The organism is Microbacterium sp. NPDC055683, from assembly GCF_053617895.1.
This window is the reverse complement of sequence record NZ_JBSHGQ010000057.1, coordinates 1-18943: the sequence shown is the minus strand read 5'-3', so window position 1 is coordinate 18943 and position 18943 is coordinate 1. Positions and strand designations below refer to the sequence as shown.

General features: G+C 72.7%; 15 protein-coding genes. 9 read left to right on the top strand and 6 right to left on the bottom strand.

Annotation, left to right across the window (positions count from 1 at the left end; translation table 11 throughout):
• Nucleotides 1–40: 40 nt before the first annotated feature.
• The gene (locus ACWGPF_RS16265; protein WP_452333779.1) at nucleotides 41–2359 is read right to left on the bottom strand and encodes an immune inhibitor A domain-containing protein; all 2319 of its coding nucleotides are present in this window, start codon (nucleotides 2357–2359) and stop codon (nucleotides 41–43) included.
• A 298-nt stretch (nucleotides 2360–2657) separates the two neighbouring features.
• Here ACWGPF_RS16265 and ACWGPF_RS16260 point away from each other — a divergent pair, with 298 nt between their 5' ends.
• Entirely contained in the window at nucleotides 2658–3851 is a 1194-nt protein-coding gene (locus ACWGPF_RS16260; protein ID WP_452333778.1) for an MFS transporter, read from the top strand.
• Nucleotides 3852–3885: 34 nt separating this feature from the next.
• Here ACWGPF_RS16260 and ACWGPF_RS16255 read toward each other — a convergent pair whose 3' ends face one another.
• The 5 genes from ACWGPF_RS16255 to ACWGPF_RS16235 form a co-directional block, all read right to left on the bottom strand.
• Complete coding sequence (locus ACWGPF_RS16255; protein ID WP_452333777.1) at nucleotides 3886–4758, bottom strand: helix-turn-helix transcriptional regulator; 873 nt, start codon at nucleotides 4756–4758, stop codon at nucleotides 3886–3888.
• A 114-nt stretch (nucleotides 4759–4872) separates the two neighbouring features.
• Entirely contained in the window at nucleotides 4873–5706 is an 834-nt protein-coding gene (locus ACWGPF_RS16250) for an HAD family hydrolase (RefSeq protein WP_452333776.1), read from the bottom strand.
• A gap of 136 nt (nucleotides 5707–5842) precedes the next feature.
• Entirely contained in the window at nucleotides 5843–7240 is a 1398-nt protein-coding gene (locus ACWGPF_RS16245) for an MFS transporter (protein WP_452333780.1), read from the bottom strand.
• 76 nt (nucleotides 7241–7316) lie between these two features.
• Complete coding sequence (locus tag ACWGPF_RS16240; RefSeq protein WP_452333775.1) at nucleotides 7317–9026, bottom strand: ABC transporter ATP-binding protein; 1710 nt, start codon at nucleotides 9024–9026, stop codon at nucleotides 7317–7319.
• Nucleotides 9023–10597 (bottom strand): ABC transporter transmembrane domain-containing protein, encoded by a 1575-nt coding sequence (locus ACWGPF_RS16235; protein ID WP_452333774.1) that lies wholly within the window; start codon nucleotides 10595–10597, stop codon nucleotides 9023–9025. The genes ACWGPF_RS16240 and ACWGPF_RS16235 overlap by 4 nt, the downstream gene beginning before the upstream one ends.
• A 56-nt stretch (nucleotides 10598–10653) precedes the next feature.
• Between ACWGPF_RS16235 and ACWGPF_RS16230 the strand changes: the two genes are divergently transcribed.
• The 8 genes from ACWGPF_RS16230 to ACWGPF_RS16195 all read left to right on the top strand — a co-directional run bounded on the left by ACWGPF_RS16230 (nucleotide 10654) and on the right by ACWGPF_RS16195 (nucleotide 18910).
• Entirely contained in the window at nucleotides 10654–11436 is a 783-nt protein-coding gene (locus ACWGPF_RS16230; RefSeq protein WP_452333773.1) for an AraC family transcriptional regulator, read from the top strand.
• Between the two features lie 107 nt (nucleotides 11437–11543).
• On the top strand, nucleotides 11544–12509 hold the full coding sequence (locus ACWGPF_RS16225) for an ABC transporter substrate-binding protein (protein WP_452333772.1): 966 nt from the start codon (nucleotides 11544–11546) through the stop codon (nucleotides 12507–12509).
• A complete protein-coding gene (locus ACWGPF_RS16220; protein WP_452333771.1) occupies nucleotides 12506–13396 on the top strand; it encodes a siderophore-interacting protein in 891 nt (296 codons plus the stop codon). The genes ACWGPF_RS16225 and ACWGPF_RS16220 overlap by 4 nt, the downstream gene beginning before the upstream one ends.
• Nucleotides 13397–13400: 4 nt before the next feature.
• Nucleotides 13401–14444, top strand: coding sequence for an iron chelate uptake ABC transporter family permease subunit (locus tag ACWGPF_RS16215; RefSeq protein ID WP_452333770.1), 1044 nt, complete (start codon nucleotides 13401–13403; stop codon nucleotides 14442–14444).
• Nucleotides 14441–15490, top strand: coding sequence for a FecCD family ABC transporter permease (locus ACWGPF_RS16210; protein WP_452333769.1), 1050 nt, complete (start codon nucleotides 14441–14443; stop codon nucleotides 15488–15490). Before ACWGPF_RS16215 ends, ACWGPF_RS16210 begins: the two co-directional genes overlap by 4 nt.
• Complete coding sequence (locus tag ACWGPF_RS16205; RefSeq protein ID WP_452333768.1) at nucleotides 15487–16299, top strand: ABC transporter ATP-binding protein; 813 nt, start codon at nucleotides 15487–15489, stop codon at nucleotides 16297–16299. Before ACWGPF_RS16210 ends, ACWGPF_RS16205 begins: the two co-directional genes overlap by 4 nt.
• A 155-nt stretch (nucleotides 16300–16454) precedes the next feature.
• The gene (gene dnaK, locus ACWGPF_RS16200) at nucleotides 16455–18314 is read left to right on the top strand and encodes a molecular chaperone DnaK (RefSeq protein ID WP_452333767.1); all 1860 of its coding nucleotides are present in this window, start codon (nucleotides 16455–16457) and stop codon (nucleotides 18312–18314) included.
• Nucleotides 18314–18910 carry a nucleotide exchange factor GrpE gene (locus tag ACWGPF_RS16195; RefSeq protein WP_452333766.1) on the top strand — a complete coding sequence of 199 codons (597 nt, stop codon included), beginning with the start codon at nucleotides 18314–18316 and terminating at the stop codon, nucleotides 18908–18910. Before dnaK ends, ACWGPF_RS16195 begins: the two co-directional genes overlap by 1 nt.
• The last annotated feature ends 33 nt before the right edge of the window (nucleotides 18911–18943 follow it).

Here is an 18943-nt window from a genome sequence, read left to right as displayed (position 1 = left end):
CGGCCGAAGCGGCCGCCCGGCGTTCCGGGTCACGCCGGGATCACTCCCCGGCGGTCACCGTGATGCGCATGGTCCCGGCCTTCGCGTCGGCCTTCACGACCTGGATGGTCGTGCCCGTGCCGCCGACGATGACGGAGTTCTGCGGGTTGCTCTCGTCGTAGTACGCGTACGGATCGGTGTCGTCGAACACCGCGACCGGCTTCTGCTTGCCGACCGTGAGCGTCGTCATGCCCGCCTCCGTCTCGCGGTGCAGCGACAGCCTGTCGGTCTTGTCGAGCCCGAACGTCGCGTCGAACGACTGGATGCGGTTGCGGGCGACCGTGCCGTCCGACCAGGTGAGCGCCGTCGCACGGGCGTCGACGGGGAGCGCCTCGCCCGCACCGGGGTGCGCGGAGACGTTGTTGTCGGCGTACAGCGAGTTGACATACCAGACGAGCAGGCCGTCCTGATAGCGGTAGTGCTCGACGGTGTTCGGCGCCGACGTCGACCAGCCGAAGTTGTACGGACCCTGCGCGAGCGTGAGGTCGTACCCGCCGTAGGCGCGGTTCTCGGCGATGTAGTAGTGCGTGAAGGGCACCGTGTATCCGCCGCCGTCGATCAGCACGAAGCCGTCGAGCGTCCAGCCCGCGCCGTCGTCCTCGACGTCCGTCGCGAGGGCGTCGCCCACGGCGATGTCGTCGACCTGGAAGCCGGGGTTCGACACGGCGCCGTCCGTGACGTACCGGAAGCGGATCTGCGCGTCGGTGCCGGCGTAGGTCGAGAGGTCGGCCGAGAGCGGCGCCCATCCGTCGGTGGCGCCCGTGATGCCGTTGCCGAGGTTCGCCCCGTTCGGGTCGTCCGTCGTCGAGTGGTCGGTCGCGAGCGCCGTCCAGGTGGCACCGCCGTCGGTCGTGATCTCTGCGTACGCGTAGTCCCACTCCGCCTCGATGTCGTACGACACCTGTGCGGTCAGCGCGCCGTCCGCGGGAACCGTAAAGACCGGGCTCGTCACGGTCGTGTCGAGGCCGTCTCCGCTGCCGGAGAAGAAGTACTTCGTCCCGGATGCCGCGGGCCCCGTCTCGATGAACTCCTCACCGTCGGGCAGGTTGACGATGACCGCCTGCGGGCGCGTCGTCGCGTGGAACGACGGCCCGAGGTCGATCGTCGCCGACGTGCCGGCGTCGACCGTGGCGTAGTCGAGCCAGCCGAGGAAGAGCTTCTCCGTCGCGCCCATGTGGTTGGGGGTCGTGCCGATCGCGCCGTCGCCGTGGCCGAGCCACGAGCCGGAGCTCATGAGCGTCCAGAACGCGGTGCCGTTCTCGCCGCCGTCGGTGTCGTAGTAGTCGGGCAGGCCGAGATCGTGGCCGAACTCGTGCGCGAACACCCCGAGGCCGCCGTTCTCGGGCTCCGTCGTGTAGTCGCGGATCCAGATGTCGGTGTCGCCGATGCGCACGCCGCCGACCTTGGCGTAGTCGGCCGGTCCCTCCGTGCCGAGGCCCGACTGGCCGACCGCCCAGCGGTGCGACCAGATCGCCCACTCGGGTGCCCCGGCCTCCTCACCCTCTCCTGCGTGGATGGCCTGGAAGTGGTCGATGTAGCCGTCGGGCTCGTTCGAGATGCCGTCGCCGTCGAGGTCGTAGCGGTCCCAGACGTCGTACTGCTGCAGCTCCGCGACGATCTCGTCCTGCGTCAGGCCGGCGGCGACCTGCGCGTCGTACCAGGCGTCGGCCGAGTCCTGGATGAAGCGCGTCATGTCGTCCTGCGACTCGGTCTGGCCGTACGAGGCCTCGGCGTACGGCACCGTGACCCAGTCCGACACGTCGCCCTGCAGGTCGAAGCGGCCGGACGACATCTCGTCGTAGACGCCTGCGAACGACTCGCCGCCCTGGTCTTCGAGGCCGGTGAAGAACATCTCGAGGAAGTGCTCGCGTGAGAAGTCCTCCTCCCAGTACGTGGAGTTGTCGCCCTCGGCGGGCGCGGGGATCTCGTTGTGCAGCGGTCCCGACGCAGGGGCGTCGGGGAAACGCGTGTCGGCCTCGTCGCCGAACTCGACGAGGATCGAGAACAGCTGCGCGGTCTCCTGGACGCCGTACTCGACGTAGTCGCCTGGCGCGATCTCGACGACGCGCGTCTTGTTCTTGCCCGACCCGCGCTGCTGGATGTCGGCCTGCCCGGTCGCGACGAGCTCGGCGGCCTGCTGCTTCTCCTCCGTCCGCTTCTCGGCGAGGGGGTCGGGCCGGTTGTCCTCCTGCTCGGGGGCGGCGGCGTTGAGCGGCGGGGTCTCCTCCGTCGCGCCGGGTGCCGCCGTGGCGGCGGTCGGGACGAACGCGCCCGCGAGCAGGATCGCTGCTCCCAGGGCGCATGCGGTGCGTGACTTCACTGTTCCTCCGAGGGATGTCGTCGCGCCGGCGGTCGGCCGGCGCCCGGAACCCGCACGGCGACCTCGCCGGGCGGGCGGATGATCCGAACCTAGGCACCCAGGTGTTACACAGGAATGTCCTGCGGCGTTTCGCGCATGGGGAGTTCTGCCCATGCGCCGAGCGGCCGGGCGTTCGGGCGGCCGGGCGTTCGAGCTGCCGGGCGTTCGAGCTGCCGGGCGTTCGAGCTGCCGGACGATCGGTCGGGTGGTCCGGACGTCGCGTCGGAAGGAACGCGCCGCGGGGGCGTTGACCTCCGTCATGACCGACACGCTCTCCCTGACGGCCCCCGCGCCCGCCCCGCCCCGCTTCCGCTCCGCGGCGCTCGTCGTCATGATGCTCACGAGCTTCCTGCTCGTCACCGCGGAGTTCCTGCCCAACGGCGTGCTCACAGAGTTCGCCCGCGACCTCGGCGTCACCCCGGGGCAGGCCGGGCAGGCCGTCACGGTGACGGCTCTCGTCGGCTTCCTCGTGGCGCCGACGATCGGCCTGCTCGTGCCGAGGCTCGACCGCCGCACGCTCCTCGTCTGGCTCGCCTTCGCGGCTGCCGCGTCGAACCTGCTCGTCGCGATCGCGCCGTCGCTTGCGATCGTGCTCGCCTCGCGCGTGCTGCTGGGCGCCGCGCTGAGCGGCTTCTGGGCGATGTCGCTCACGGTGTCGGCGCGGATCGCCGGGCCGGAGCGGCTGGGGCGCGCCGTGATGTTCACGACCGCGGGGACGTCGCTCGCGACCGTGCTCGGCGTGCCGCTCGGCGTCCTGCTCTCGACGATCGCCGACTGGCGCGCGGTGTTCGCCGGTGCCGCCGTCGTGACCGCCGTCGTCGGCATCGCCGTGCGCCTGCTGCTCCCGCGCGTGCCGTCCGAGAGCGCGGCGAGCCTGGGGGTCCTCGCGAGCACGCTCCGCCGACCCGGCATCGGGCTCGGGCTCTCCGGCCATGTGCTGACCGTCTTCGGGCACTTCACGGCGTACACGTACATCCGGCTCGCGCTCGAGCGCATCGAGCAGGATGGCGCGCCCCTGCCCGAGGGGTCGATCGTCGTCCTGCTCGCGCTCTTCGGCGTGGGCGGCCTCGTCGGCAACATCGTGACGGGGGCGATCGTCGACCGCCACCTGGCCCTGCTGTCGGCCGTCGTCCCCGTGCTCGTCGGGCTCCCGATCGTCGCGGTCGTCGTGTGGCCGACGTCGCTCGGCGTCGTCGGGGCGGCCGTCGTCGTGTGGGGCGCCGCCTTCGCCGCGTGGCTCATCGTGCTGAACGCCTGGATCGGTCGCCGCCTGCCGGACCGGCTCGAGGCCGGGGGCGGTCTCGTCGTGGCGGGCTTCCAGCTCGCGATCATGCTCGCCGCGGCCGTCGGCGGGCTGCTCGTCGACGCCGCCGGCGTGCAGGCCGCCTACCTCACGGGCATCGCGGCCGTCGCGGTCGGCGCGACGCTCTTCGGGATCGCCGGCCGGCGCTGACGACGCGCTCGGCTGGCGCTCCCGTCGCGGGCCGTCAGACGCCGGCGCCGGCGCGCCAGGCCGTCGGGGTCATCCCCGTGTGGCGGCGGAACGCGCGGCTGAAGCCCTCGTCCGAGCCGTAGCCGAGCGCGCGCGACGTCTCCGACACGGTCGCGTCGGCGAGCAGGGCCTTGGCCGCGGCCATCCGCACGCCCGTCACGTAGCCGAGGGGAGCCATCCCCGTCGCGGCGCGGAAGCGCTCGGCGAACACGGTCCGCGACATCGTCGCCATCCCGGCGAGCGCATCGAGCGTCCAGCTGCGGCCGGGGTCACGGTGGATGGCCTCGAGCACGCGGGCGAGGTGCGGATCGGAGGCGCGCGCGGGCCATCCGGCGGGGGCGCAGCCCGCCTCGGTCCACGCGCGCAGCAGCGCGAGCACGACCGTGGTCGCCATGAGCCCGCAGATGACGGGGTCGCCCGAGCGCGGCGTCGTGCCGGGGCCGAGGGTCGCGGCGAGGGCGGCGGCCGTCGGCTCGAGAGCGGCGAAGCCGTAGACCGACACGACGTCGGGGATGACGTCGAGCAGCTGCGCGGCCGCCGACGCGTCGCGCAGCCGCGCCATGACGAGCGAGGCGCCCGCCGAGCTCTCCAACCGCACGTCCGCGCGGCCCATCGCGATGAGGGCGTCGCCCTCGACGAGCGCGCTGTCGGGCGCCGGGTGCAGCTGCGCATCCTCGGCGACGGCGCAGCCGATGCGGTTCCCGCCCTCCGCTGTCGCCGAGCCGGCGGCGACGTAGACGAGCAGCGTCTCGCCCGCAGGGAGCGCGAGACGGCCCCCGGCGTCGATCTCGGGGCGGCTCGCCTCGACGAGCCGCCAGTCGAGCGTCGCCAGCAGGTGCTCGAGGGCGTGCGGATCGCCGCCGGTCACGTGCTCGTCGCTCCGCTCATGCCGGAGGCAACGCATGCCGCGGCGTGCTTCTTCCCCGGCGAGCAGGCGTGGCCCCCGTCGGCGGCCCGGATGCGCCCGCCCGGATGCGTCGGCTCAGATCAGGCCGTGGCGGCGGAACGCGTTCGCGAGGCCGCCCTCGTCGAGGGGATCGGTGACCTCGTCGGCCGCCTCCTTGGCCTCGAGCGTGCCGTTGCCCATGGCGATGCCGAGGCCGACCGCCTCGAGCATCTCGAGATCGTTGTTGTTGTCGCCGATCGCCACGGCGTCGGCGATGTCGATGTCCAGGCGGTCGAGCAGCTCGACGATGGCGCTGCCCTTCGTCACACCCGGCATCGAGACCTCTCCGCTCGCCGTGCCCATCCCCGGGATGGTTCCCGTGATCACGGTGAACTCCGCGCCGAGGGCCCGCACGACGGCGTCGTAGGCCCCCAGGTCGTCGCCCGAGAAGACGGCCTTCGCGGTGAGGTCGTGGCGCAGCGGGGCGATCTCGCCGAGGTAGCGGCCGAGCCCGCGCTCGGCCGTGCCGGGGTCGCCCTCGGGGAGGCCCAGCTGCTGCCGCAGGCGCGCCTGCATCCCGGGGGTCGGATGGGCGTACTCGCGACCCTGCAGGACGTAGTCGAGCCCGAGCGCCTCGAGCTCCTCCTGCAGGCGGCGGCAGGAGTCCTCCGGCATGAGGTGCTCGACGACCCAGGCGCCGTCGTGCTCGACGAACGCCCCGGCCCCCGCGACGATGCCGTCGAATCCGATGTCGGTGACCTTCTCGTCGATCTCGAGCGGGGTGCGGCCCGTCGCGAGGAACACGAGGTGCCCGTTCGTCCGTGCGCCGCGGATGGCCGCGATCGTCGAGGCGGGGATGGTGCCGTCGTGGTCGAGGATCGTCCCGTCGATGTCGAGGAACACGATTCGGCGGCGGGAGGAGCGGGTCATCCCCCGACGCTACCCCGCGGCCCTGCGGACATGCCGCAGGAGATCCGGCCGTCGACGGGGCGCGATGCGCGCCATCCCGGGCGATAGGGTCGCGCCGCGACCCGGATCTCCTGCGATGTGTCCGGCGCGGGGCGCGCTACCGCGTCGCCCTGACCGGGAGCAGCAGGAGGAAGCCGGCGAGCAGGACGACGACGAGGCCGAGGATCCCGAAGGCCGTCTGACCCGTGATCGCGATGAGAGCCGCCCACGCGGCAGAGGCCATCCAGCTCGCGGCGCGGCCCGTCGTCGCGTAGAGGCCGAAGATCTCGCCCTCGCGGCCGGCGGGCGTGACGCGTGCGAGGAACGAGCGCGATGCGGCCTGGGCCGGCCCGACGAAGACGCACAGCGCGAGGCCGCCGACCCAGAACACAGTGCGCCCCGCGTCGACGAGGGCGAAGACGGCAAGCCCCGAGACGACCATCGCCGCGAGCGAGAACAGGATGATGCGCTTCGGCCCGAACCGGTCGTCGAGGCGGCCGGCGACGATCGTCGAGACACCTGCGATGAGGTTCGCGGCGACGCCGAAGATCACGAGGTCGAGGAACCCGAAGCCGAAGACGGCCGAGGCGATGACGGCTCCGAACGTGAAGACGCCGGCCAGGCCGTCGCGGAAGACGGCGCTCGACAGGAGGAACCAGAACGTGTGCCGCGTCGCAGGCGACCGGTAGAGCCCCGTGACATCGCGCACGAGCAGGCGGTACGACTGCAGGAAGCCCGCGCGCCGCTCCGGACGGCCGAGCGAGGGTTCTGGCACCTTGAGGAAGATCGGGATCGAGAACGCGATCGTCCACAGCGCGCAGCCGACGGCGATGAGGCGGAAGGGGAGGCCGCCCTCCTCGGACAGTCCGAACCAGTCGGCGACGTAGAAGACGATCACGAGGACGAGGGCGACGATGCCGCCGAGGTACCCGAATCCCCAGCCGAGTCCCGAGACGCGGCCGATCGTCTTCGGCGTCGCGATGCCGATGAGCATGGCGTTGGAGTTGACCGCCGCGATCTCGCCGAACACGGTGCCCGCCGAGATGAGCGCCACCCCGAGCCAGAACAGTGTCGGCGCCGGCTCGACGAACCACAGGCCGAGCATGCAGGCGGCCAGTGCACCCGTGCCGATGCCGAGCCACAGCTTCTGCCGTCCCGCGGCATCCGCCTGCTGACCCAGGACGGGAGCGACGGCGAGGATGAGGAGTCCGGCGATCGTCGTACCCCAGCCGAGTCCCGAGGTGAGGTCGGCGATGGCGCCGACCTTGACGGGATCGTCGTCGGCGAGCGCCCGCACCTCGGGTGCGAGGAAGACGTCGGTCGTGAGGTAGAGCGCCGTGAAGATGAACGTGAGGATGACGGTGTTGAAGGGCTGCGTCGCCCAGTCCCACAGCGCCCACGCGAAGACCGTGCCGCGGGTCGTGGAGCGCTGCTCAGCGAGGTCGAGGCCCATGACGGGGAGTGCTCCGCTGTCGGCCGTGGCGGGCGGGGCGGGCGGATGCGCGGAGTCGGGCATGTCGGTCACGCTAGGCCTCCTCGGTGAACGCGCGGTGGCGCCTCCTCGCGCCCCTTCCCGCCGAGACTAGTGCCGCTTACGCGCCCTGCGCCCGCCACAGCCGGGCGTAGCCGCCGCCCGCCGCGAGCAGTTGCACGTGGGTGCCCTCCTCGACGACCCTGCCGGCGTCCATCACGACGACGCGGTCGGCGGCGCGCGCCTGCTCGAGGCGGTGCGCGATCGTGAGCGTCGTGCGCCCTGCGGCGAGCCGCAGCGCCGCCTGGTCGAGCACGTCGCCGTCGGCGCTGCCCGCCTCGGACGCCGCCTCGTCGAGCACGAGCACGTCGGGGTCGACGAGGTGCACGCGGGCGAGGGCGAGCTGCTGCCGACGCACCTCGGTGAGCTCTTGCCCGCCTGCCCCGACGGCGGTCGAGAGCCCGTCGGGGAGGCGTGCGGCCCACCCGTCCGCCCCCGCTGCCGCGAGCGCTCCACGGAGCGCCTCGTCGTCGGCGTCGGGCGCGGCCATCCGCAGGTCGTCGGCGAGGGCTCCCGCGAACACATGGTTCTCCTGCGTCACGAGCACGACGCGCGGGGCCGCCGCGCCCGTGAAGCGCACCGACCCGCGCTCGACAGAGAGGCGCCCGCACACGAGCGCGGCAAGCGTCGACTTGCCCGCGCCGCTCGCGCCGACGATCGCGACGTGCTCGCCGGGCCGGATGGCCAGGCTCACGTCGTCGAGCACCACGCGCTCGCTGTACGCATGGCTGAGCCCCGAGATCTCGATCCCGACCGGTGCCCGCCCGCCGGCGCTCTCGCCCGCCGCCGTCTCGGCTGGCTCGTCGAGCACCCCCACGAGCCGGGCGAGGCTCGCGGCGGCCCGCTGCAGGTCGTCGAATCCGGCGAGCACGGTGCCCATGGGGCCGAAGAGGTTCAGGAACATGAGCGCGGCGGCCGTCGCGGCGCCGATGCTCGCCGCTCCGCTGCCGACGAGGACGAAGCCGATGATGAGCACCGCGGCGAGCCCGGCGAACTCCGCCATGTTGAGCCGGCCCCAGAACCGCGCGCTCAGCCGCGTCGCGCGCATCGACAGGTCGGCGGTGAGGCGGGCCGACTCGTCCACGCGCTCTTCCGCCATCCGCGTCGTGCCGAAGGCGGTCAGGGTTTCGTGCGCCTCGATGGCCTCGAGCATGCGTTGCGAGCGCTCGCCCGCAGCGTCCCGCGATGCGCGGTAGACGGGCATGGACCTCCGCAGGTGCCGACGCAGCGCGAGCCACTGGATGGGCACCGCGACGCAGGCCGCCAGCGTCAGCCGCAGGTCGATCGCCCCGAGCCCGGCCGCGGCGGCCGCGATCGAGAATGCGGCCGCCGCCGTGCCGGGGACGACCGACGATACGGTGTCGCCGACGACGGCGACATCGCCGGAGACGCGCGACACGACCTCGCCGCGCCCCGCCTCCTCCACGCGCCGCTCCGGCAGACGGAGCACGTGCGTCACGAGCCGGTCGCGCAGCCGGGCGAGCATCCGCTCGCCGACGCGGACGACCGCGATGCGCGACCAGACCGCCGTGAGCGCCTGCACGACGACCACCGCGACGAGCGCGACGACGAGCGCGGTGACGTCGTCGCGCTCGCGCGCGGTCACGGCATCGACGACGGCGCCGAGCACGAGAGGGCTCGCGACGCCGGCCGCGGCACCCGCGGCGAGCGCCGCGACGGCGACGGCGAAGCCGCCGGCCTGGCCGCGCACGAGCTCTCCGAGCGCGCGCCGCGTGCGGCGGGTGTCTGCCGTGGCGAGGGGGCGGCTCATGCGGGCTCTCCGACGAGGTCGTCGGCCGTGACGACGCGGTCGCACACGGCCAGCAGCGCACGGCTGCGGGTGAGGAGGATGGTCGTGCGCCCGGAACGCAGCCCGCGGATGCCGGAGGCGATGCGCGACTCGGTCACGGCATCGACCGCCGTCGTGGGCTCGCGCAGGGCGAGCACGACCGCGTCGGAGGCGAGCGCCCTCGCCAGCGCGACGCGCTGGCGCTGGCCGCCGGAGAGCAGCCGGCCGCGTTCGCCGACGGCCCTGTCCCACCCGTCGACGGCGAGCACGTCGGTGAGCGCCGCGGCGGCGGCGATGTCGTCGCGGTCGCGCACGCCGACGTTGTCGGCGACCGTGCCCGTGAGGATGGCCGCGTCGTGCGGAGCGGAGACCACGCGCGGGGTGCCCGGAGAGGGCGGGCGCCGCAGCGGCTCGCCGTCGACGAGGGCTGTGCCGTGGGCAGCGGGAGCGACGCCGCCGAGCAGCGCCTCCAGGGCGCGGGCGCGCTCCTCGTCGGCGTCGACGCCGACGAACTCGCCCGCCGCGATGTCGAGGGCGAGGCCGGCGAGCGGCCCCCCGTCGGCGCCGACGATCCGCACGGCCCCGCGGGGAGCGGCGACGTCGGCGTGCGGGGACGTCTCGACGCCGGACGCGAGCTCCTCGATGCGGCGCCGCGACGCGCGCACGGTCGCGAGCTCCGCGCCCGTGAAGGCGAGCGACGTGAGGGGCCACTGCAGGAACTGCGCGAGGCCGATCACCGTGACGAGCTGGCCCACCGTGATCGTGCCGTCGAGCGCGGCCGACGACGACAGCACCGCCAGCACGACGAGGAAGGCGCCGGAGAGCAGCGCGCTGACCCCCGAGAACACGCCCTCGGCGCTGCCTGCGCGCAGGGCGGTGGCGAGCGTCGCCGCGTTCGCGCGCTCGAACCGGCGGATGGCCTCGCCCTCGGCCCGGAGGCCTTTGACGGTGCGCAGGCCCGTGAGCAGGTCGGACGCGATCGCCGAGGAGTCGGCGAGGGCCGCCTGCTCGGCGGCGGATCGACGCTCGAGCGGGCGCGTGACGAGGCGCACCGCCAGGGCGAGGAGCGGCGTCGTGACGAGCACCGTGATCCCGAGCGGGACGGAGATGGCGAGGAGGCCCGCCGCCGCGACCGCGATCGCGACGGCGAAGGCGGCCGCGCGGCCGAGGATCCAGGCGACCGACGCGGTCTCTGACACGTCGGAGGTGAGAAGCGACAGTGCCTCGCCGCCCCTGCGCCGTGCGCGGCCGGCAGGGTCGAGCACGCGCGAGAGGAGATCGCGGCGGACCGCGTAGTCCATGTCGACGTAGAGGCGCATGGCGGCGAGCTCGCCCATCCGCCACGACGACAGCAGCGCCGCGAAGACGACCGCCAGCAGACCGATGCCGATCGCGAGGCCCGCGGCGTCCGAGCCCGAGATGGCGACGTCGATGACGATCCCGACGGCGATGGGCACGGCGGCCTCGCAGGCCTGATGCAGCGAGAAGCCGAGCGAGGCGCGGGCGAGGAGACCGCGTCGTCCGCGGATCCAGGGGGAGACGAGGGTGGGCACGTCGTGGTAGCTTAGGGTCGCCTAACCTCGACGACAAGACGACAGGTGGACAGACGATGTCGCAGATCGGACAGGATGCCCCGCCCGTCTGGCGCATCGGCACGAACTCCTTCGACGTGTCGGACCGCGTGGAATGGGAGGCGCACGTCCACGAGGATCGCCACGAGCTGCTCTGGGGCAGCAGGGGAACCCTCACCGCCGAGACCGACGACGGCTACTTCGCCGTCCCTGGAGCGCTTGGCCTCTGGATCCCCGCCGGCGTGGCGCATCGCGTGGTCGCGGCCGCCGGCACGGCGTTCCGCTGCACGTTCGTGGAGGCCGAGATCGCGCCCGTCGCGCCGTCGACGACGGCCGTCGTCATCCCCGAGGTCGTCCGCGCCCTGCTCGACCGGCTCGAGGCGGCCCCGTACCTCGCGCCCGCCGCCCGCCTGCACGCCGAGGAGCTCGCGCTCGGACTGCTCGAGCCCGTCGAGGTCGCGACGGTCGACCTGCCCATCCCCTCCGACGAGCGCACCCGGCGCGTGGCCGAGGCCATCCTCGCCGATCCGTCCGACGACAGGACCATCGAGGACTGGGGTCGCCATGTGGGTGCGAGCGCGCGGAACCTCTCCCGGCTCTTCGTCGCCGAGACGGGCATGAGCTTCGCCGGATGGCGCACGCGCGCCCGCATGCGCAGGGCGATCGAATGGCTCGCCGCCGACCACACCGTCGTGAGCGTCAGCAGGCGTGCCGGATACGCCACGCCGAGCGCGTTCGTGCAGGCGTTCCGGCGCGAGATCGGCCGCACGCCGGGGGAGTACGCATCGGCGCGCAGCCGATCCGCGCGCATCTCGGCCTGAGCGCGACACGATCTGTCCGGATGGCGACAATCGGCCGGTTCATACTGGGTTAGCCAAGCCTTACTTAAGGCGGTCGGCTCCCCCGAACCCTCCCGGAAGACACCACCATGCGCTCCACAGCTCTGACGTTCGCCGCGCTCGCCGCGACCGGCTTCCTGCTCGCCTCGTGTGCGAGCTCGACCACGTCGGCCGAGGCCGACGACGCGGCGACCGTCGCCGTGACGACGCCGACCGGCGCCGACATCGAGATGCCGGCCGAGCCGGAGGCCGCCCTCGGCTTCTACACGACCGACGTCGACCTGCTCATCACGCTCGGCTTCGAGCTCGCCGGCACGCAGCCCATCCGCGACGACTTCACCGCGTTCCCCGACTTCTTCCCGCAGGAGGAGCTCGCGGGCCTCGACACCTTCGGGAACTTCCCCGAGTTCAACCTCGAGGCCGTGCTCGAGGCCGAGCCCGACTTCATCCTCAACGGCCTCGGGTACGAGGAGGACCTCGACGGGCAGCTGCAGAAGATCGCCCCGACCTACACGTACAACGCGTTCGACGGCGGCGACTGGCGCGACGTCGCGGCGCAGGCGGCCGCCGACCTCGGGCGCGAGGACGAGTGGCAGGCGTGGGTCGACCAGTACGAGGCCCGCGTCGCCGACATCCGCGAGCGGCTCGACGCCGCCGACATCCACCCCGTCGTCGCCGACATCGGCCTGTGGGAGGGGCAGGTGACGACGTCGTGCTACGGCGTGCCGTGCCTCGTCTTCGCCGACCTCGGCCTCGAGATGTCGCCGCTCATGAACGCGACCGACGAGGGACTCCCCGCGAGCGACGAGTACACCGAGCTCAGCCCCGAGCAGGTGGGTCAGCTCGAGGGCGTCGACATCGCCTTCACGGGGGCGAACGAAGACGGCTCCGTCGCCGTCGAGACGGATGAGACCCTCACGGGCAACGCGCTCTGGAACGCGCTGCCGTTCGTGCAGGACGGCGAGATCCACGGCTACAACTACGAGATGCTCTACGGCTCGCCCAGCGGCCAGGACGCCTTCCTGAGCGTCGTCGAGGAGGCGCTGCTCGGATGACCGTGAACCTCGTGCACCGCGTCGTCGTGCAGCGCGTCGAACGCCTGAGCCCCGGGATGGCGCGGGTCGTCTTCGGCGGAGACGGCCTGGAGGGCTTCGTCTCGACCGGGGTCGGCGACGAGTACCTGCGCGTCTTCTTCCCGCAGGAGGGCCGCGAGGAGCCCGAGCTGCCGTTCCCCACGGACAACGGCTACTGGGACTATCCGGAGGGCGTCGAGCCCGCCCCTCTGCGCACCTACACGGTGCGCGGATGGGACGAGGAGGCGCGCGAGCTGACGATCGACTTCGTCGTGCACGACGGCGGCGTCGCGGCGGCTTGGGCGCTGCGCGCACAGCCGGGCGACGTCGTCGGGGTCAACACCCCCAAGGGCTTGTACGACCCGCCGGCCGGCATCGTCTGGCAGCTGCTGGTCGCCGACGCGACGGGGCTCCCCGCCGCCGCGCGGCTCGCGGAGACGGCGCCCGCGGGCGTCCGCACACGCGTGGTCGTCGAGGTCGCCTCCGCCGCCGACGAGCTCCCCCTCGTCGTGCCGGACGGCGTCGAGCTGCACTGGGTGCACGGCGGCAACGGCCACGCGCCCACCCGGATCGAGGAGATCGTGCGCGCGTCGGACCTGCCATCCGGGCCGGGCTACGTCTGGGTCGCCGGTGAGACGAAGGCGACGCGGGGCGTCCGCCGCCACCTGCGCCACGGGATGAAGCTGCCCTCCGACGCGTACAAGGTGATCGGCTACTGGACGGAGCACGCGGAGGCCTGGCGCGAGCGCTACGACGCGCTCGACGACGCCGTCCGCGACCGCCTCATGGCGATGTGGGACGACGAGTCGCGCCCGCAGGAGGAGATCGAGGACGCGTACGAGGCCGAGCTCGAGAAGCTGGGGCTCTGATCGGATGGCCGTTCCGGCTCTCGACGAGGCGGCCTCCGACGCGATACCCGCCGATGCGCGCACCGCGAGGCGGGGGCTCGTCGTGCTCGCGCTCGCCGGCGCCCTCGCGGTCGTGTGCGTCGCGAGCATCGTGCTCGGATCGCAGCGCATCGGGCCGGACGCGGTCTGGGCGGGGCTCGTGACGGGCGAGGGCGACGCGGGCGCGATCGTGCGCGATATGCGGATCCCCCGCACCGTCGTCGGCCTCGCGGTCGGGGCCGCCCTCGGCATCGCCGGCGCCCTCATCCAGGGGTTCACGCGCAACCCCCTCGCCGATCCGGGCATCCTCGGCGTCAACGCGGGGGCGAGTCTCGGCGTCGTCGTGGGACTGGCCTTCTTCGGCGTCGCATCGGCCAGCGGATACATCTGGTTCTCGTTCGCCGGCGCGATCGTCGCCACCGTGCTCGTCTACCTCATCGGGTCGGCCGGGGGGCGCGCCCCCGATCCGCTGCGCATGACGCTGTCGGGTGTCGCGCTCGGCGCCGTCATGGGCGGCGTCGTCGCGGCCATCGGCCTCCTCAACCCGCGGGTGTTCGACTCCATGCGCTCGTGGAACGTGGGGTCGCTCACGGCGATCGCCCCCGACGCCTACACGGTGCTGCCGTTCCTCGCGGCCGGCATCGTCATCGCGTTCTGCCTCGCGCCCTCGCTCAACGCGCTCGCGCTCGGCGACGACCTCGCCACGGCGCTCGGCTCGCGCGTCGTGCTCACCCGCATCCTGTCGATCGTCGCCGTGACGCTGCTCTGCGGCGCCGCGACGGCCGCAGCGGGCCCCGTCGCGTTCGTCGGCCTCATGGTGCCGCACGTCGTGCGCTGGATGGTCGGCCCGCATCAGGGATGGATCCTCGCGGGAACGCTCTTCGCCGCGCCGCTCCTGCTGCTCGCGGCCGACGTCGTCGGCCGGCTCGTTCTGCCCACGGGCGAGCTCCCCGTGTCGATCGTGACCTCGGTCATCGGCGCGCCCGTGCTGATCGCCCTCGTGCGCCGCCGGAAGGCGAGCGGGCTGTGACCGCCGCCCTCGACGCCGGTCGCCGTGTCGTCGTCCTCCGCACGCCGATCGCGTCGCGCCGCATCGGCGTGCGCGCGGCCGCGGTCACGGCGGGGGCGGCCGTGCTGGCCGCCGCGATCGGCGTGGTCGCGCTCACGCTGGGGGAGTCAGCCCTGAGCGTGCCCGAGGTGCTCGCCGCGCTGGCGGGGACGGGCGAGCCGCGCGCGCGGCTCGTCGTCGTCGAGTGGCGCCTGCCGCGCGTGCTCGCCGGCCTGCTCTTCGGCGTCGCGCTCGGGGTCGGCGGGGCGATCTTCCAGTCGCTCACGCGCAACCCGCTCGGCAGCCCCGACATCATCGGGTTCGACGCGGGCGCCTACACGGGCGCGCTCCTCGTCATCACCACCGTGGGGACGGGCGTCGCGGCCACCGCGGCCGGCGCCATCGCGGGCGGGGCGGCCACGGCGCTCGTCGTGTACCTGCTGGCGTTCCGACGGGGCTTCCAGGGGTTCCGGCTCATCATCGTCGGGATCGGCATCGCGTCGATGCTCTCCTCGCTCAACAGCTGGATCATCCTCAACGCCGACCTCAACCTCGCGCTCCTCGCGAGCGCCTGGGGCGCGGGCTCGCTCAACGCCGTGACGTTCGAGCAGGTCGGCGTGGCGGCCTGCGTCATCGTGCCGCTCGCGATCGCCGCGGCCTGCCTCGCCGACCGGATGCACCTGCTCGAGCTGGGAGACGACGCCGCGGCGGCGCTCGGCGTGCGCACCGGCGGCGTGCGCGTCGCGCTCATCGTCGTCGGCGTCGGCATCACGGCGGTCGTCACGGCGATGGCGGGCCCGATCGCGTTCATCGCGCTGGCCGCCCCTCAGATCGCGCGTCGTCTGACCGGATCGGCCGGCGTGACGCTCACGGCATCCGCCGCGGTGGGCGCGCTCCTCCTCGTCGCGAGCGACGTGCTCGCCCAGCGGCTGTTCGCGCCGTCGCAGCTGCCCGTCGGCCTCGTCACGGTGTGCCTCGGCGGCGTCTACCTCATCTGGCTGCTCATCCAGGAAGCGAGAAGGCGATGACCCTCACCTCCGCACCATCCGCCCTCTCGCCCACGGCGCAGGCGAAGCTCGCCACGCGCGACGTGTCGCTCGGCTACGACGGCCGCGTCGTCGCCGAGCACCTCGACGTCGAGATCCCCGTCGGATCGTTCACGGTCGTCGTGGGGCCGAACGCGTGCGGCAAGTCGACGCTCCTGCGTGCGCTCGCGCGGCTCATCCGGCCGACGCAGGGGGAGGTGCTGCTCGACGGCAAGGCGATCACGGCGCTGCCCACGCGGGAGATCGCCCGACGGCTGGGGCTGCTGCCGCAGGCGTCGATCGCCCCCGACGGCATCCGCGTGTCCGACCTCGTGGCGCGCGGCCGCCATCCGCACCAGACGATCCTGCGGCAGTGGTCCACGGCCGATCAGGCCGCCGTCGCGGCCGCGCTCGAGGCGACCGCGACGACGGAGCTGTCGGGGAGGCTCGTGGACGAGCTCTCGGGCGGGCAGCGGCAGAGGGTGTGGGTCGCGATGCTGCTCGCGCAGGAGTCGCCCACGATGCTGCTCGACGAGCCGACGACGTTCCTCGACATCGCGCACCAGTACGAGCTGCTGAGACTGTTCCGCCGGCTCCACGGCGAGGGGCGCACCGTCGTGGCCGTGCTGCACGACCTCAACCAGGCGGCGCGCTTCGCCGACCGCATCGTCATGATGCACGCGGGCGAGGTCGTCGCCGCCGGCTCGCCGGGTGAGGTCGTCACGGCGCAGCGCGTCGAGGAGGTCTTCGGCCTGCCCTGCACGGTCATCCCCGATCCGCACACCGGCACCCCGCTCGTCGTGCCGCTCTGACGCGAGTCTCGATGGAGGGTGGCGACCGCTGCGACGCAAAACCTGAGCCGATCCGTGTCAAGTTCGCTTGACAGCAGGATGCCTTGGTCGTATCCTTGAGTCAGCGCGGCTCAACCCGCGCGAAGACTTCAGGCAGCAACAGAAGGAGAAGCAACATGGCACGTGCTGTGGGTATCGACCTCGGGACGACGAACTCCGTCGTCTCGGTCCTCGAGGGCGGCGAGCCCAAGGTCATCGCCAACGCCGAGGGCTTCCGCACGACCCCGTCGGTCGTGGCGTTCACGAAGGACGGCGAGGTGCTCGTCGGCGAGACCGCCAAGCGCCAGGCCGTGACGAACGTCGACCGCACGCTCGCGTCGGTCAAGCGCCACGTCGGCACGAACTGGACGTTCGACGTCGACGGCAAGAAGTACACGCCGCAGGAGATCTCGGCGCGCATCCTCCAGAAGCTCAAGCGCGACGCGGAGCAGTACCTCGGCGACACGGTCACCGACGCCGTCATCACGGTGCCCGCGTACTTCAACGACGCCGAGCGCCAGGCCACGAAGGAGGCCGGCGAGATCGCGGGCCTCAACGTGCTGCGCATCATCAACGAGCCCACCGCCGCGGCGCTCGCCTACGGCCTCGACAAGGGCAAGGAGGACGAGCTCATCCTCGTCTTCGACCTCGGCGGCGGCACGTTCGACGTCTCCCTCCTCGAGGTGGGCAAGGACGACGACTTCTCGACCATCCAGGTCCGCGCCACCTCGGGCGACAACCGCCTCGGCGGCGACGACTGGGACCAGCGCGTCGTCGACTACCTCATCAAGCAGTTCAAGGACTCGACGGGCGTCGACGTCTCGAACGACAAGATCGCACTGCAGCGCCTCAAGGAGGCAGCGGAGCAGGCGAAGAAGGAGCTCTCGAGCTCGACGTCGACGAGCGTCAACCTGCCGTACCTCTCGCTCACCGAGAACGGCCCCGTGTCGCTCTCCGAGACGATCACGCGCGCAAAGTTCGAGGACCTCACGAAGGACCTGCTCGAGCGCACGAAGAAGCCGTTCCAGGACGTCATCCGCGAGGCCGGCATCAAGGTCGGCGACATCGCGCACGTCGTGCTCGTCGGCGGCTCGACGCGCATGCCCGCCGTGAGCGAGCTCGTCAAGAGCGAGACCGGCCAGGAGCCCAACAAGGGCGTGAACCCCGACGAGGTCGTCGCCGTGGGCGCGGCCATCCAGGCGGGCGTCCTCAAGGGCGAGCGCAAGGACGTCCTCCTCATCGACGTGACCCCCCTCAGCCTCGGCATCGAGACCAAGGGCGGCATCATGACGAAGCTCATCGAGCGCAACACGGCCATCCCGACCAAGCGCAGCGAGACCTTCACGACGGCCGACGACAACCAGCCGTCGGTCGCCATCCAGGTGTTCCAGGGCGAGCGCGAGTTCACGCGCGACAACAAGCCGCTCGGCACGTTCGAGCTCACCGGTATCGCGCCGGCGCCCCGCGGCGTCCCGCAGGTGGAGGTCACGTTCGACATCGACGCGAACGGCATCGTGCACGTGTCCGCCAAGGACAAGGGCACGGGCAAGGAGCAGTCGATGACGATCACGGGCGGTTCGTCGCTCTCGAAGGATGACATCGACCGGATGGTCCGCGAGGCCGAGGAGCACGCGGCCGAGGACAAGAAGCGCCGCGAGGCCGCCGACGTCCGCAACCAGGCCGAGACGCTCGCGTACTCGATCGAGAAGCTCATCTCCGAGAACGACGACAAGCTCCCCGCCGACGTCAAGGACTCCGTGAAGGTCGACGTCGACGCGCTCAAGACGGCGCTCGCGGGCGATGACGACGACGCCGTCAAGACGGCGTTCGACACGCTCAACGAGAGCCAGACGAAGCTGGGCGAGGCGATCTACCAGCAGGCGCAGGCCGAGCAGGCGCAGGCGCCGCAGGACGCCCCCGCCGGCGAGCAGGGCTCGTCGGACGAGGACGTCATCGACGCCGAGGTCGTCGACGACGAGGACGAGAAGAAGAGCTGATGACCGACAAGGACTTCGAGCAGCCCGCCGAGGGCGACGACGAGGTCCAGCCGGGCGCCGAGGGGTCGGAGGCCGCAGCCTCCGACCCCGACGCGCAGGCTGAGGCCGACGGTCTCACCGTCGACGACATCCTGGGCGCGGAGCAGACCGACGAGGCGGTCGAGGCGGAGAAGAGCGACTACGAGACGCAGCTCCTCCACGACCTGAAGCGCCTCCAGGCGGAGTACGCCAACTACCGGCGGCGCACCGAGGAGCAGCGCGAGGTCGAGATCGCCCGTGCGAAGGGCGAGGCCGTGAAGGGCCTCCTGCCCGTGCTCGACGACCTCGACCGTGCCGACAAGCACGGCGACCTCGCGGAGGGAAGCCCGTTCTCGGCCGTCGCCGCGAAGATGCGCGGCGTGGCCGAGCGCCTCGGCGTCGTCGCGTTCGGCGAGGCGGGCGAGACGTTCGACCCGCAGCGCCACGAGGCGATCTTCCAGCAGCCGGTTCCCGGCGCGACCGAGAGCACCGTGCTCGAGGTCGTCGAGGTCGGCTACCTCCTGGGCGAGGTCGAGCTGCGACCCGCCAAGGTCGTCGTCGCCGTCCCGGCGGAGTGACCATCGCGGTCGGCCCCGCCGTGACGGCGGGGC